This is a genomic window from Chitinivibrionales bacterium (assembly GCA_035516255.1).
Lineage (GTDB): Bacteria > Fibrobacterota > Chitinivibrionia > Chitinivibrionales > FEN-1185 > FEN-1185.
Genome location: DATJAL010000044.1, coordinates 31,280 through 44,932, shown reverse-complemented (window position 1 = coordinate 44,932; position 13,653 = coordinate 31,280). Strand labels below are relative to the sequence as shown.

Here is a 13,653-nt window from a genome sequence, read left to right as displayed (position 1 = left end):
TCAATTCAGTTCCGGTATCAGCGACCATCCGTCATCGTTGCATTTGCCGGTTTTCCCGGTGTCGCAGAAGAAGCGGTAATGGATCACCATGCTCTTGCCCGCCGCGTTGATCGCCTTCACCGTGTTCTTCATCTGCTTGAGCTTGGCCTCCATCACGCCGATGCCGTAGTTGTAATTCTTGTCCTCGTTGGTGAGGATCCGCCGGTTGATCTTTTTTTCGTAATCGTCGATGTCGGTGAGGGAGAACAGGCTTATCCGGTGGATGCCCGGCGTGACCGCGATGCTGTTGCTCCGCGACACGGGGCCCATCTCCACGTCGTCGACGAACACGCGCATCTCCTTTTCTTTTCCGTCAATCACCGCCGAATCGATGACCACCACGAGCGTGCACAGCTTTGCGCCGGTTTTCGCGGCGTCCTCCAAGCAGAATTTCTCCTTGAGCATGAAATACTCGAACTCCCGCTTACTCATGGCGTCGAGCGGTTTTTTTTTGAGCTCCAGGTACCGCGGATCGTCGCAGGGGGCCTGGGCGAAAGCAAGCGGGCAGAAAAGCAGCAGGGCGAAAACAAACTGTTTCATGAATGCCTCTTGGGGGTTGAGTCCATGAATCAAAATAAATAATCGGGCGTTATTTGACGCGGATAAATATTCGCGCCGGGTACTACGTTTTTTTAATTTCAATATAATTGAGCGTGAAAAGAACAGGTGTGACGGCCGTCACAAATCGGCATGGCGCATCAGGCGATGATGTTTCGGCCAGAAAACACTTTTTCTTCTTCAATCTTGTCTTTAAAATAAAGAGTATGTATTATTATGAGGTAACATCACCATTACCGTCCGAAAATAGGGGGACGCATGAAAACCGCTTCAACGGCGCCCAGGTCTCGACATCAAAACCATTGTTCGTCTGGCATCCTGTCACGGGCGCGACATCATACAAGATCGAATTTGCCGACAACAGCGCCTTCACGGGATGCTATTCCGTGCCGGTAAACGACACGGCGTACCAGGCAGGGGTCGGTCTTTCGGCCGGGATGTGGTACTGGCACGTGAGCTGCAGCAGGAACCTTGGCCTGTTCAGCCCCGCCGACAGCCTGATGATACCGGTGACGGCGGTGCGAAACAAAGACCTGAATGCGCGAACCAGTCATTTCATCGTTGCCCGTACCGGCGGAAAAATTTCAATCATGGACACGCGGGATGGTTTGGAAAAAACCCGGGCGGCATTGTATGACCTGCAAGGAAATCTGCTCAGGAAAGCAGGATTTACAGGCCGGAAAATCATCATGGAGGCGCCGGAACTGCCCTCCGGACCCTATCTCCTTGAGATACAAAACGGCGGCGAGAGGATCATAACCAAAATAATGTTCAGATAAGGCGGGCCATTTTATCCGTAAAGAACAAAACTTCGGAAAAAGCGCGAATCAACCGAAGCAAAATGCGGGGCGAGCGGGCAAGCCAATCGCCCCGCTTCCGTTTCATTTGACGATGCGAGATTTCCCCGGGAAGTGCCCATGCTGGGGGCCGTAATCGATTCCTGTTTATGTTATTTTTCCTTCGTCATAATAAAAATTATTTTCATCTGCGGTATCCACCTTTTCAAAGGAGCCTTATTATGATTCGTAGAGCCGTGATGGTGCTGGCGCTTCCGGCCCTGATAGTCGCCCAGGAAAAACCGTTCGTGGGCCAATTCACCGCCGACATGATCCAGATCGTGAAGGGAAAGCCGGATTCGCAGAAGATTTCGGTGAACAGGGACCGCATGCGCGTTGAGAAAAAAAACAAAAAGGGCGCGACGACCGTCATCATCATGCGTTTTGACAAGGGCGTCACGTGGACGCTCATGGAGAAGAATCAATACATGGAGATGGCCGGCGTGTCGGCGAAGGACGTTCCCACGATAAAGGAGAAGTCGGAAGACGTCGCGGAAATCAAGAAACTCGGCGAGGAGACCGTCAACGGCTATCCGTGCGAAAAGACCCTCTGCGTTTTCAAGGACAAATCGCTCGGCGAAGTCACGCAGTGGATTTCAAAAAAGCTCATGTTCGCGGTGAAGTCGGAGACAAGGCGCGGCGGGAAGGTGGAATCGTCCAGCGAGCTTAAAAACATAAAAGAAGGCGCTCCGGCGGACTCGGTCTTCGAGATTCCGCCCGGCTATACAAAATTCGAAATGCCCGCGGGGATCGGCGACATGATGAAGGGAATAGTACCGGCGGCAAAGTAAACGGTGCAGCGGAAAGTTTTGGAGGTTCCATGAGAGCCGTTGTTTTTTATGAATTGGGTGATGTGACCATGGACCGGGTCTGGGAAGCATATCCTCGCCATAAAAAACAGGTGGATGAGTATTTCGCAAAAGGAAAGATAATGGCAATCGGCACGTTTAAAAATCCGCAGGAAGGATCAATGGGGATTTTTACAGACAAAGAAAGCGCCGAAGAATTTGTCAAAACTGATCCTTTTGTCGTTGAAAAAATGGTGGGGAAAGTAACCATCAGGGAATGGAATGTTACTCTGGAACAAAAAACATGACAGCGAGGGTTCAATTTTGCCGTTGAGCAATGAGAGGACAATACGCAAGCCCTTCCTGATCTCGTAAATCAAGAAGGGCTTTTTTTTTGACTTTGCCGGAGGGACTCGGGCCCCGAACCTAACCGGCCATCTTCTTGTCCTTTGATTCATTTTGTCGGATGCAGCAATTGCAATAACCGTGGGTTATCATGCAATATCCGCCGAACATGGTCAGCAGTCCCCAAAATAAAGGAAGGTCCAATACGTTGAGCAGGTTCGGCGCGGTTCTCACCGAAGGCAGTTGATAAATGGCATACGCCACCACCAGGCATCCTATTGCGACCGCGGCATGCCCGAGAACAAGGGTAAACGTCCTGCTTCGCGTCCATCCAATAAACCACCCGAAAATAAGAAAGAAAGCCCCAACCGCAACTCCAATAATTCTTACGGGGTCCAAGCTGAGAGCGAATTGAACGGCGCACAGTACCAGCACAAAAAGACCGATAAAAAACGTGACCGGCGATTTCATATATTCGGCGCCTCCGATTGCTTTCTCCGAGAATATACCGCTTTCCAGCAGCCATGGCAAACCACAACGGCCGGCTTTTACGGCCTCAAATGTACAGCGCGTATGGATACTGTGGGGAAGAAGGTTGACGTTTTGGTATATGCCATGCACTCTTTGGGTTATTGCCCTTAAAAAACAAAATCCGCTTATTTTGTTTCTTCAGCGCAACTCTCAAAATTACAGGCGATTGGAGTTGTCCTTGGTTAATTTTTTAAATGGCAGGCGGTTTGCATATTGAGAATTTTGGTTTTATAAAACCACGTACCTTTCACTTTAACTATAGGGAGGGTTGTATGAATATCGCGAAAATGTTGATTGCCCTGATAGCATGTGCCAGCTTGCTTTTTGCCGGTGAAGCGGCGGCTCCGGCTCCGGCAAAGGCGGCCAATGGCGCAAAAAAAGAATCTTCGATCGCGGGAACGGTTGTTTCCGTCGACGCCATCGCCAACTCGATTATCGTTAAAGTCAAGAAGGCCGAAGACACGTTGAGTGTTGAGACCGGTGCGAAGGTGTTGAGCGGGAAAAAAGAAATTCCCCTTGGCGATCTCAAGGCCGATGCGAAGGTGACGGTAACCTGCAAAACGGTGGACGGCAAGAAAGTGGCCACCAGGATCGTTGAAAAAGCCGCAGCCCCGGCCGCTCCTAAAGCCGGAAAGGCCGAGAAGAAAACGGAAGCGGCCCCGGCCGCGGCTCCCGCAGCGGAGCCTGCCGCCGCTCCCGCTGCAAAGTGATTTTCTCCGCGTTGTTTGACGCAGGGACTTGGTTTTTTGCCGCCCCGAGGAAACCCGGGGCGGTTTTTCTTTGCCGCATTAATTTTTTTGCTCGTATATCACTTTTTTGCCGGCGGCGTATGCGTTAAAACAGATTTCATTTCATGGACCATCTATATATTTTCAATGGTGCTGCTGTTTTCAAAAGAGGTCAACGGAATGTCGGAGATACGCCAAAATCTGATCAGCCGCGAATGGGTGATCATCGCCACGGAGCGCGCCAAGCGTCCGGACCATTTCCTCAAGCCCAGCGTTAAAAAAACGCCGGCGTCCCACGTGCCCGATTGCCCGTTCTGCACCGGGAACGAGGAAAAAAATACGCCCGGTGAGACCTACCGCCACAGCGATGACAACGGCTGGAAGGTGCGGGTGGTCCCCAACCGGTACCCGACCCTGGTCAGCGAAGGCGATCGGGTCCGCAGCGTGAACGGTATCTACCGCACCGTGAGCGGCGTGGGCATCCATGAGGTGATTATCGAACACCCGGCTCACAACCTGACCATCGCGCTCATGAGCCAGAACGAGGTGGCCGACATACTCCGGGCGTACCGGAGCCGCTACAGGGAGATCCGCAAAGATCCGCGCATCGAATGCATCATCATCTTCAAGAACCATGGGGAAGCGGCCGGCGCCTCCTTGGAACATCCCCATTCCCAGCTGGTGGCAACGCCCATTGTCCCTTCGCAGGTGCGCGACCGCATTCAGGACGCCATTCACTTTCTGGACAATACCGGTGAATGCGTCTTCTGCAATATGCTCAGATTGGAACTGGCGGCCAAGGAGCGGATCGTCCACGAGAGCAACCATTTTGTGGCGTTCGTTCCCTTCGCGGCACTGTCGCCCTTCCATCTGTGGCTGTTTCCCAGACGCCACACCTCCTCGTTCGACGATATTTCAGACCAGGAGATCGACGACCTGGCGCTCAATCTCAAGACCGTACTCGCGAAGTTGTACCACGGCTTGGGCAATCCCGATTTCAACTATTGCATCCGCTCGGTCCCCACCGACGAACACCAGAGCGAGTATTTTCACTGGTATCTGGCCATCATCCCCAAGGTGATCCGGACGGCCGGGTTCGAACTCGGCAGCGGCATTTTCGTCAATACGGCTTTGCCGGAGGCAAGCGCAAAATTCCTGCGGGAAGTTTCTCCCGCCGGTGACGACGGTTAATCTCCGCCGCGCCGATGACACTGCACGGGAGAGCTTTGATCTGGCGGATGTCGGTTTTTAGAGACGAAAATCATGATGTGTGAAATTCATGATCCCCAACCTTACTACCTCTCTCAATTTGGACATGACCCGATACCTATAAGTATTTTTATTTGAGCAGGATAAAGACGCGGTGATGGGGTTTCTTTATCTTAAAGGGTTCGACCAACAATGGTGCTGCCATAGAATCTCAGTTTCACAAGAACCGGATACCGGTCAACCATATACTAAGTCTCTTTACAAAGCCGCAAACAGGAGAATGGCTAAGATGGACTCTCATAGATTTCTGCCAGGCGCCGCCGCTGTTATTTGCTTGATCCTCTTACCATTGTCTGATGTCAAGGCCGCTGGATACGGCTTCTATGGTTCTCTTGGATTTGGAGAAGGCGTTTTTAACAGCGAACTCTCATTTCCGGATCTTTCCTATGCCAGGATCCGCATGGGAGGAGGCTTTGTCTTCGATAATGCATTGGAAGGCAATTCAATTTTCAATTACCGGCTTAATCTCGGTGCCGACGGGATAATTGACAATGTGCAGGATGCGACGGATAATATCGCCTATCATTTTGACGGCTTCAGGTTGAATTGGATAAATGACTTCGGCTTTGCCATCGTTAGAGTGCCCGGTCTCCGATGGTGGATTGGACCGCAATTAGGCTTTCATTACCTTGACGAGTCGGATGGATACGGCACCGGGATTTTCTCACTTGATTTTTCAGCTGGCGCGGTAACCGGTATTAATTTTAACACGCCCGGCGGTTTTACCTTTGGGCTGGATTTTGCCTTGCGCTACATCGGCGAAGCGGCAACGAAAGTGGAGCCATCCTACCAGGATGTTTCTTATTTTGGTAATGGTTTGGAATTTGGTCTTACGGCTTCGTTTATCATCAGGGGGATCATGGTGCATCGGGTGCATGGAAGAAGATATTACTAAACCGTTACGGCCCGGCTGACAATCACTTCTTTTTTTCCGTTGGCACGGCATTTTCGATCGCTGAAGTAATTTCGTCCTGAACTTTTCCAATTGCGGAAACTGCAGATTCCGCTGCTTGACGGGCTTTCAAAAATTCGCCGTTATTCTTTAGGCTCTGAATCTCGGTTTCTTTCTTTACCGTCGCTTCGATTTCCTTTGCCTTTGTTTCAAGCAACGTCTTCAATTTTTTTCCTTCTTTCGGCGCCAACTGCATCAGTTCCTTCGTCGCCGTAATGGCGGAGTCCAGTTTTTCCAGATCCGCATTGACTTCTTTCCGGACCTCGGCTTTTTCACGATCCGCTTTCTGTGCAAGCCTTTCTGCGTCTGCCGCAACGGTTGCAAGACGCGCCTTGATCTTTTTATAGGATCGGACCAGAGGATTGACCAGGTTCAGTTTTGCAGCGTCAGTAAGAACGGCATCGAGAGAGTCTTGTATTGATTTAAATTCCTGAGAAAAATATTTCTCCGCTCCGGCGGCCTTGGCCGCGGTAACAGCAGCTTTTGCTTTGGCGATCTCTTGAACAGGCCCAAGGCTACAACCTGCAATCACGAGGAGAAATCCAAGTATGATGAGGTTGAGAGGTTTCATACGCGCACGCTCCTATAGAAAACGAAAAAACGAGATAAAAGTTTGAGGATAACTGGATTGTCTCGCGGGAAGCGCAAGGACAGGAAAACGACAAAAACTGCGACAAGCCGGCGAAGCGTCAAGAACACTGGTTCTTTTTTATTTCCTCCCAATTTTTGCGGAAAGCCTCAGCGTGTTTTTCAATCCACTCTCTGCAGATGTCATCCATGGAACGACCTATAAGAGGGTCGTGACCGATACGCTCACCGAGATACCATTTGAACTTCTCAATCTCGTTGATTTCCGCCAAAACCGCATCGTTCATCTCTTTACCGGAAGCTTTCTTTTCCATGCATTTCCTTTCAACGTTAACGTTGTCCCTCTATGCATGTTGCCGGCGATTACCATCAACGTAACCGGCATCGCTTTAAAAATACTTTAAATCAAACGGGTGTGCGTGCTTGAAAGTGATGGTGACACCGCCATCCTTCGAAATGGACGCGCGGCTTTTTCAAAGGCTTTCTGTCCCAAATGTAAAATGCTCGCGAAAAAGGGGTATATGAGCCGCTGCGGCGGGGCCAAAAATAAAAAAGCTCCCCGCGCACATTGCACGGTATACGGAGCTTTTTAGTGGTAAGGCCAGAGGGACTTGGACCCCCAACCTACTACCGTAATCTTTCAAAAATTTTTATGTTGTTGGTGTTGTTTTGATAAACCGAAAAGAAATACGCCCCTTCAGGAATATGGCTTATGTCCCATTCATGATGCGCTGATGTCAAGGTAATGGTCTGCCTCATTATCAATTTGCCCTCAAGAGTGTAGATTGAAAAGCATCCCGGGACATCCATCATTGAAGAGGGAAAATATGCATCGAGGGAAGATGCGTCGTTTGACAGCGTAAAAGAATGATCGCGGCGACATCGAGTTTCGTTTCGAACCGGGGCGGCGGAGGAATCGAAAGGGGAAACATAAACTTCACCACTGATCGAAAGTGCGATGAACAGTGTTCCGGTCCACGCAACGCTGTTCATGGTATAGGGCGACCGCATGTTCTGGGTCGTCCACCAAATGCCGTCCGGAGAACTAATGATACCGGGGTTGTCCACCCCGACCACGATTTTTCCGCTCCAGATAATTGCCTCGGTGGTTACCGAATCACCTGCGCCAACAGGCTGACGTGTCCAGTCAATGCCGTTTTGGGATGTTACATGTGCGGAATTTGAGCCCACCGCCACAAGGCGAGTTCCCGTCCAAACAACGTCCCACAAACTAAACACATCCTTTCTATAATCGCTGTTGTGAACCGCGAAGATACTGTCATGCGAGGTCCAGTCGACGCCATTAGGTGAAGTGAGAATGGTTCCATCACCGACAACCACAATTTGCGTCCCGGTCCACGCACAGCCATAAATCGTTTGCACGGTATTAGATGTTTGGCTTGCCCATACTGTTCCATCAGGTGAAGTCAGGATAGTGCCGCTGTCGCCAACGGCCACCAGTTGATTTCCCGCTTGTAAAACGCAATGCAAATTCCGCTTGGTCCCGGAATTCTGAATGGTCCAGTCGATACCGGTTGGTGAGGTAAGGATGATACCGCTGTCGCCCACAGCAATCGTCTGGGTTCCAGTCCACGCAACGCGGTTCAATTTTTTGGATGTCCCGGAAGTCCTGCTGGTCCATTGGGTCGCGTCGGACGAAGTGTAAATCGTTCCGCCGCCGGTGACAACGATCAGCTTGTCGCCTGCCCAGCAGATTTCAGGATAGAAGTTTCCGGAGAACACGTTCGGTCTCTGCGTCCACGTTACTTGAGCAAACAATAGAACCGGAATAAAAAACAGAATCACGAGGGGAGCGAAGAACCGATGTCGTCTTTTTGATAATCGATCAGTCATCTGCATGACTCCTATTTTTAATCGGCACAAAACGAACCGCGCTTTCATCTTTCATTGCGGCAGGTACCTCTTAGTAAAGCATGCTTTCTTTGCGATTGACAATAATTCCGCATAAATCCCCAATGCGGTTCGCACTGACTGAGCGTATGGAGGATATAGAGGAAGAAGAAATAAAAAAGCCCCAATCCGCGTAATATTGGCGCTTTTTGAGGCTTTTTTTAGCACGGCCAGAGGGACTTGAACCCCCAACCTTCTGATCCGTAGTCAGAAGCTCTATCCAATTGAGCTATGGCCGCATAATGAGTAAAAATATACATTCATACTGCAATTGATCTCAAGTTGACCATGAGGTGAACTACATTATGAGAATCAGCCCTTGAACTCGTTTATGCGGATATCCTTTTTAAGGAAAAGATAATTTCTGCGACCCACCACAATTTTCCTTTACGCCGTGATGCGGGCGTAGGGGGCTGGAAAATTGCTCCGTGCTCAAGCTGCTCTTGCAGATATTGAACAGCCATGACGCGGCTTTTTCCTATTTATTATTGTTCCGCTGGCGCGGTATTTGCGCGCTCATTAAGTATGTTCACCATATACCTATCTAAATATTTTTCTGGGTTTTGTAACATTTTTAGATATTAATCGGCCAAATATCTTATTGAAGATTCCCTTAAATGCCCGCTTCCTTAAACTTTTTCGATAAGCAGGTATCATGATGGTTAAACACAGGCCTATGGGTTGTCGGCATATCACCGCTTCACACCCACTCAACAACTGCTCAATCATGATTCGGTTGCGTAAAGCGCTTCGCCTTGCCGAAGCGTTCGGCGTGGCCGGATTGTGCACGCTGTTTTTCTGCGGCCGACAGGCGCAACAGGAGCAAACCGGCGGCCACGGTGCCTGGAAAGCCGGCGCCGGCGGCCCGCAGCAGGCGGTACCCGTTGTCGCCTCAAAGGCCTATGTTGGCGACATCCACGTATATATCACCGGCATGGGCTCGGTCACGCCGCTGCAGACCGTCACGGTGAAGACCAGGGTCGACGGCGAGCTGGTGCAGGTGCTCTTCCGGGAGGGCCAAGCCATTCGCAAAGGAGATCTTCTCGCCGTGATCGACCCACGACCGTTTGAAGCGCAGGTCACACAGGCCGTTGGGCAATTGGCCCGCGATCGCGCCCTCCTGGCAAACGCCAGGATAGACCTGAGCCGGTACGTGGACTTGATAAAACAGAACGCAATCCCGGAACAGCAGCTCGCCACGCAGCAGGCGCTCGTGCAGCAGTACGAAGGCACCGTTACGCTCGACAGCGGCATCCTTGCCAACGCACGGGTCCAGCTTTCGTATTGCAGGATCACGGCCCCTGCCTCGGGCAAGGCTGGGCTGCGCCTGGTTGACCCCGGAAACATCGTCCACGCCGCTGATCCAAACGGCATCGTGGTGATCACCCAGTTGCAGCCGATCAGCGTGGTGTTTTCCATTCCCGAAGACAATGTCCAGCGCCTGCTGGCGAAGATCAGGTCAAACGGTTTTCCGGAAGTAAAAGCCTTTGACCGTAGCGAGAAGACGCAACTGGCGCAGGGGAGACTCGTCTCCATGGATAACGAGATCGACCCGTCGACGGGAACGGTGCGGTGCAAGGCGGAGTTTGCGAACCAGGACAACCAGTTGTTCCCCGGCCAGTTTGTGAATGCGCATATGCTGCTGGATGTTCAGGAGAAAACGGTGATAGTTCCGCAGGCGGCCGTGCAGAAGGGGCCGCAGGGGACGTTCGTGTATCTCGTCCGTCCGGACCGTTCGGTTTCGGTCCAGCAGGTTGCGGTCGGGCCGTCCGAAGGCGACCTGACGGCCATCGATACTGGCGTCAGCGCGGGAGACCTTGCGGTTGTAGAGGGAGCCGACCGGTTGCACGAGGGCGCAAAAGTGCTGATGCCGGACACCTCCCGTGCCGTCGCGCGCGCCGCCGGTGCATCGGATCGCAAGCACGGCCGGCGGCAGGAACCTCATTGAACTTTGATCAATTGACCGGCCTGTTATCTTATGTAAAGGCATGAGCACCCGAAAGAAAAGCAAACGATGAACCCCTCAAGAATTTTCATTGTCCGTCCCATAGCCACCTCGCTCATCATGGCCGCGATCTTTCTGGCCGGACTCTTTGCGTTCAAACAATTGCCCTTGTCCGCCCTGCCGCAGGTGGACTATCCCACCATGCAGGTACTCACGCTGTATCCGGGCGCGTCGCCCGAGGTACTGGCCACCACCGTGACCGCCCCGCTGGAGCGGCAGTTCGGCCAGATGGCGGGCCTGCGCCGCATGACCTCGGCAAGCTCGGGCGGTGCATCGGTGATCACCCTGCAGTTCGACCTGAAGCAGACGCTTGACGTTGCGGAACAGGAAGTCCAGGCCGCGATCAACGCGGCGACAACCTTTTTGCCCACCGACCTGCCCACGCCGCCGGTGTACTCCAAGGTGAACCCGGCGGACGCGCCGGTGATGACCGTGGCGCTCACCTCCACGACCCTGCCGCTGGCGCAGGTGGAGGACGCGGCCGAGACGAGGCTCGCGCCAAAAATTTCCGAAGTTCCCGGCGTGGGGCTGGTCACCGTGGGCGGCGGACGCAGGCCCGCCGTAAGAATACAGGTGAACCCGACGGCGCTGGCCTCGTACAACCTTACGCTGGAGGACCTGCGCACGGCCGTATCGGCGCAGAACGTCGACGCGGCCAAGGGCAGCTTCGACGGCCCGCACCAGGCGTCCACTATCGGCGCAAACGATCAGCTTTCGTCCAGCGATCAGTACAAGCCGCTTATCATCGCATTCCGCAATGGCTCTCCGGTACGCGTGTCCGATGTGGCCGACGTGGTTGACGATGTGGAAAACTCGCAGCTTTCCGCTTGGAAGGACGACACGCCGTCAGTGGTGCTCAACATCCAGCGCCAGCCTGGCTCCAACGTGATCGCGGTGGTCGACAGGATCAAGCAGGTGCTGCCGCAATTGCAGACCATGCTGCCGCCGGGCGTGAAGGCGGAAATCCTGAGCGACCGTACGGTCACCATACGCGCCTCGGTCCACGACGTGGAAGTCGAGCTGATACTGGCGTGTTTCCTGGTGGTTGCGGTGATTTTCGTGTTTCTGCGCACGTCGGCAGGCACGCTCATTCCCGGGCTGGCGGTTCCGCTCTCGCTGGTCGGCACGTTCGGCATCATGTACCTGCTCGGGTTTTCGCTCAACAATCTCACGCTCATGGCGCTCGCCATTTCGGCGGGCTTCGTGGTTGACGACGCGATCGTGATGATCGAAAACATCTCCCGCTTTATCGAGGAAGGATATTCGCCGATTGATGCGGCGCTCAAGGGATCGAAGCAGATCGCCTTCACCATCATATCGCTTACGATTTCGCTTATCGCCGTGCTGATTCCGCTTCTTTTCATGGGCGACGTGGTGGGAAGGCTTTTCCGTGAGTTTTCCATCACCCTGGGCGTAACCATTCTCATATCGGCAATCGTCTCTCTCACCCTCACTCCCATGATGTGCGCGCTCCTTTTGCGCCGCAGGCCCGAGCAAGAGCAGAATCCCGTTTACAAAAGCTCGCAGCGGGTTTTCGACAATATCATCGCTGGGTACGGAAATTCGCTCCGATGGGTGTTGGATAGGCAAGGCCCCATGCTTCTTGTCGCCGTGGGTACGCTGGCGGTTACGGTGCTGCTCTTCTTCGTGATCCCCAAGGGTTTTTTCCCCGTTCAAGACACGGGCATGGTCGCCGGATTCACCGAGGCCTCGCAAAGCGTGTCCTTTCCCGCAATGGCGTCGCTGCAACGAACGCTTGCCCGCGCCGTGCTTTCCGATTCCGCGGTTCAAAGCCTGTCTTCCTTCATCGGTGTGGATGGCACGAACCAGACGCTTAACGCGGGCAGGCTGCTCATCAACCTGAAGCCCGAGGGCAAACGCAAAGTCGACGCCACGGAAGTGATTCGCAGGCTGGTCAGCGAGACGCGCGGCATTCCCGGCATCCGGCTGTTCATGCTGCCGGTGCAGGACTTGACAATAGAGAGCAGCGTCAGCAAGAGCCTGTACCAGTACAGCCTCGAAGACCCGGACGCCGGCGAGCTGGGCCTGTGGACGCAGCGGCTGGTGGAGGACCTTTCGACAAGGCCCGAACTGGCGGACGTGTCGAGCGACCAGCAGCTGCACGGCCTGCAGGCGCGGCTTTCCATCGACCGGCCCACGGCCGCCCGCCTCGGCCTCACGGCAATGGACGTGGACAACGCCCTATACGATGCCTACGGCCAGCGCATGATATCCACGATTTTCACCCAGTTGTCCCAGTACCGCGTGATCCTGGAAGTAAAGCCGGAGTTCGGTAAGAACCCGGACCTGCTTCGCGACCTTTACTTACGAAGCGCGACAAACGGCCGCGTGCCGCTCGGCGCGATCTCCCGCGTGACCGACACGACAAGCGTTCTTACCGTGGGCCGCCAGGGCCAGTTCCCGGCGTCGCTGGTGTCCTTCAACCTCGCCCCGGGTGTTTCGCTGGGCAAGGCGATAAAGATTGTGCTGGCCGAGGCCAAAAAGATCGGGCTGCCGCCGTCGATTTACGCCACCTTCCAGGGAACGGCCGAGGCGTTGCAGTCGTCATTGACAAATGAGTTTTTTCTGATCCTGGCCGCGCTCATCACCGTGTATATCGTGCTGGGAGTACTGTACGAGAGTTACGTCCACCCGGTTACGATCCTGTCCACACTTCCATCGGCCGGCGTGGGCGCGCTGGGGGCACTTCTGCTCTTCCGCATGGAATTCAGCATCATCGCGCTTATCGGCATAATCCTGCTCATCGGCATCGTCAAGAAGAACGGCATCATGATGGTCGACTTCGCCCTGCAGGCGGAGCGGGAGGAGGGAAAGCCTCCGCGGGAGGCGATCTATCAGGCGAGCCTGCTGCGCTTCAGGCCCATCATGATGACCACGCTCGCCGCTCTGTTCGCGGCAGTACCGCTGGCGTTCGGCGGCGGCGTTGGCTCGGAGCTTCGCCGTCCGCTGGGCATTTCCATTATCGGCGGCCTCATCTTCTCCCAGGCGCTCACACTGTACACCACGCCGGTGATTTACCTGTGGTTCGCCAGGCTGCAACACAGCCTTACCAAGAAGCCGGCCTCGGGCCGCAGCGGATAGC

General features: G+C 53.8%; 13 protein-coding genes and 1 tRNA gene. 8 read left to right on the top strand and 6 right to left on the bottom strand.

The annotated features are described in order from the left end of the window. A complete protein-coding gene (locus VLX68_12325) occupies positions 1-579 on the bottom strand; it encodes a hypothetical protein (GenBank protein HUI93025.1) in 579 nt (192 codons plus the stop codon). A gap of 128 nt (positions 580-707) precedes the next feature. On the opposite strand from VLX68_12325, the gene VLX68_12320 reads away from it, so the two are divergent. From VLX68_12320 to VLX68_12310, 3 genes are all read left to right on the top strand, one after another. Further along, the gene (locus VLX68_12320; GenBank protein ID HUI93024.1) at positions 708-1,376 is read left to right on the top strand and encodes a T9SS type A sorting domain-containing protein; all 669 of its coding nucleotides are present in this window, start codon (positions 708-710) and stop codon (positions 1,374-1,376) included. A gap of 239 nt (positions 1,377-1,615) precedes the next feature. Next, positions 1,616-2,224: a DUF4412 domain-containing protein gene (locus VLX68_12315; protein HUI93023.1), complete on the top strand. Its 609-nt coding sequence runs from the start codon at positions 1,616-1,618 to the stop codon at positions 2,222-2,224. 29 nt (positions 2,225-2,253) lie between these two features. After that, entirely contained in the window at positions 2,254-2,529 is a 276-nt protein-coding gene (locus VLX68_12310; protein HUI93022.1) for a hypothetical protein, read from the top strand. A 118-nt stretch (positions 2,530-2,647) separates the two neighbouring features. Here VLX68_12310 and VLX68_12305 read toward each other — a convergent pair whose 3' ends face one another. Continuing rightward, positions 2,648-3,037 (bottom strand): hypothetical protein, encoded by a 390-nt coding sequence (locus tag VLX68_12305; GenBank protein ID HUI93021.1) that lies wholly within the window; start codon positions 3,035-3,037, stop codon positions 2,648-2,650. A 332-nt stretch (positions 3,038-3,369) separates the two neighbouring features. Here VLX68_12305 and VLX68_12300 point away from each other — a divergent pair, with 332 nt between their 5' ends. The 3 genes from VLX68_12300 to VLX68_12290 all read left to right on the top strand — a co-directional run bounded on the left by VLX68_12300 (position 3,370) and on the right by VLX68_12290 (position 5,989). Further along, complete coding sequence (locus VLX68_12300) at positions 3,370-3,807, top strand: hypothetical protein (protein ID HUI93020.1); 438 nt, start codon at positions 3,370-3,372, stop codon at positions 3,805-3,807. Positions 3,808-4,005: 198 nt separating this feature from the next. Further along, a complete protein-coding gene (galT, locus tag VLX68_12295) occupies positions 4,006-5,016 on the top strand; it encodes a galactose-1-phosphate uridylyltransferase (protein ID HUI93019.1) in 1,011 nt (336 codons plus the stop codon). A gap of 298 nt (positions 5,017-5,314) precedes the next feature. Continuing rightward, positions 5,315-5,989 carry a hypothetical protein gene (locus VLX68_12290; GenBank protein HUI93018.1) on the top strand — a complete coding sequence of 225 codons (675 nt, stop codon included), beginning with the start codon at positions 5,315-5,317 and terminating at the stop codon, positions 5,987-5,989. Positions 5,990-6,011: 22 nt separating this feature from the next. Here the strand turns inward: VLX68_12290 and VLX68_12285 are convergent, their stop codons facing one another. The 4 genes from VLX68_12285 to VLX68_12270 all read right to left on the bottom strand — a co-directional run bounded on the left by VLX68_12285 (position 6,012) and on the right by VLX68_12270 (position 8,784). Beyond that, the gene (locus tag VLX68_12285) at positions 6,012-6,617 is read right to left on the bottom strand and encodes a hypothetical protein (protein ID HUI93017.1); all 606 of its coding nucleotides are present in this window, start codon (positions 6,615-6,617) and stop codon (positions 6,012-6,014) included. Between the two features lie 118 nt (positions 6,618-6,735). After that, on the bottom strand, positions 6,736-6,948 hold the full coding sequence (locus VLX68_12280) for a hypothetical protein (protein HUI93016.1): 213 nt from the start codon (positions 6,946-6,948) through the stop codon (positions 6,736-6,738). A 313-nt stretch (positions 6,949-7,261) separates the two neighbouring features. Continuing rightward, positions 7,262-8,488 (bottom strand): hypothetical protein, encoded by a 1,227-nt coding sequence (locus VLX68_12275; protein ID HUI93015.1) that lies wholly within the window; start codon positions 8,486-8,488, stop codon positions 7,262-7,264. A 222-nt stretch (positions 8,489-8,710) separates the two neighbouring features. Continuing rightward, a tRNA-Arg gene (locus VLX68_12270) sits at positions 8,711-8,784 on the bottom strand. 488 nt (positions 8,785-9,272) lie between these two features. Between VLX68_12270 and VLX68_12265 the strand changes: the two genes are divergently transcribed. Together VLX68_12265 and VLX68_12260 are read left to right on the top strand one after the other, a co-directional pair. Continuing rightward, the gene (locus VLX68_12265) at positions 9,273-10,493 is read left to right on the top strand and encodes an MdtA/MuxA family multidrug efflux RND transporter periplasmic adaptor subunit (protein HUI93014.1); all 1,221 of its coding nucleotides are present in this window, start codon (positions 9,273-9,275) and stop codon (positions 10,491-10,493) included. Positions 10,494-10,559: 66 nt separating this feature from the next. Beyond that, positions 10,560-13,652, top strand: a complete 3,093-nt coding sequence (locus VLX68_12260; GenBank protein ID HUI93013.1) for an efflux RND transporter permease subunit — start codon at positions 10,560-10,562, stop codon at positions 13,650-13,652. Position 13,653: the final 1 nt, after the last annotated feature.

Bases quoted from the DNA above. Each gene is read 5' to 3' on its own strand.
- VLX68_12290 (HUI93018.1), top strand. From the start codon at position 5,315: ATGGCTAAGATGGACTCTCATAGATTTCTGCCAGGCGCCGCCGCTGTT.
- VLX68_12305 (HUI93021.1), bottom strand. From the start codon at position 3,037: ATGAAATCGCCGGTCACGTTTTTTATCGGTCTTTTTGTGCTGGTACTG.
- galT (HUI93019.1), top strand. From the start codon at position 4,006: ATGTCGGAGATACGCCAAAATCTGATCAGCCGCGAATGGGTGATCATC.
- VLX68_12260 (HUI93013.1), top strand. From the start codon at position 10,560: ATGAACCCCTCAAGAATTTTCATTGTCCGTCCCATAGCCACCTCGCTC.
- VLX68_12325 (HUI93025.1), bottom strand. From the start codon at position 579: ATGAAACAGTTTGTTTTCGCCCTGCTGCTTTTCTGCCCGCTTGCTTTC.
- VLX68_12265 (HUI93014.1), top strand. From the start codon at position 9,273: ATGATTCGGTTGCGTAAAGCGCTTCGCCTTGCCGAAGCGTTCGGCGTG.
- VLX68_12315 (HUI93023.1), top strand. From the start codon at position 1,616: ATGATTCGTAGAGCCGTGATGGTGCTGGCGCTTCCGGCCCTGATAGTC.
- VLX68_12310 (HUI93022.1), top strand. From the start codon at position 2,254: ATGAGAGCCGTTGTTTTTTATGAATTGGGTGATGTGACCATGGACCGG.
- VLX68_12285 (HUI93017.1), bottom strand. From the start codon at position 6,617: ATGAAACCTCTCAACCTCATCATACTTGGATTTCTCCTCGTGATTGCA.
- VLX68_12300 (HUI93020.1), top strand. From the start codon at position 3,370: ATGAATATCGCGAAAATGTTGATTGCCCTGATAGCATGTGCCAGCTTG.
- VLX68_12275 (HUI93015.1), bottom strand. From the start codon at position 8,488: ATGACTGATCGATTATCAAAAAGACGACATCGGTTCTTCGCTCCCCTC.
- VLX68_12280 (HUI93016.1), bottom strand. From the start codon at position 6,948: ATGGAAAAGAAAGCTTCCGGTAAAGAGATGAACGATGCGGTTTTGGCG.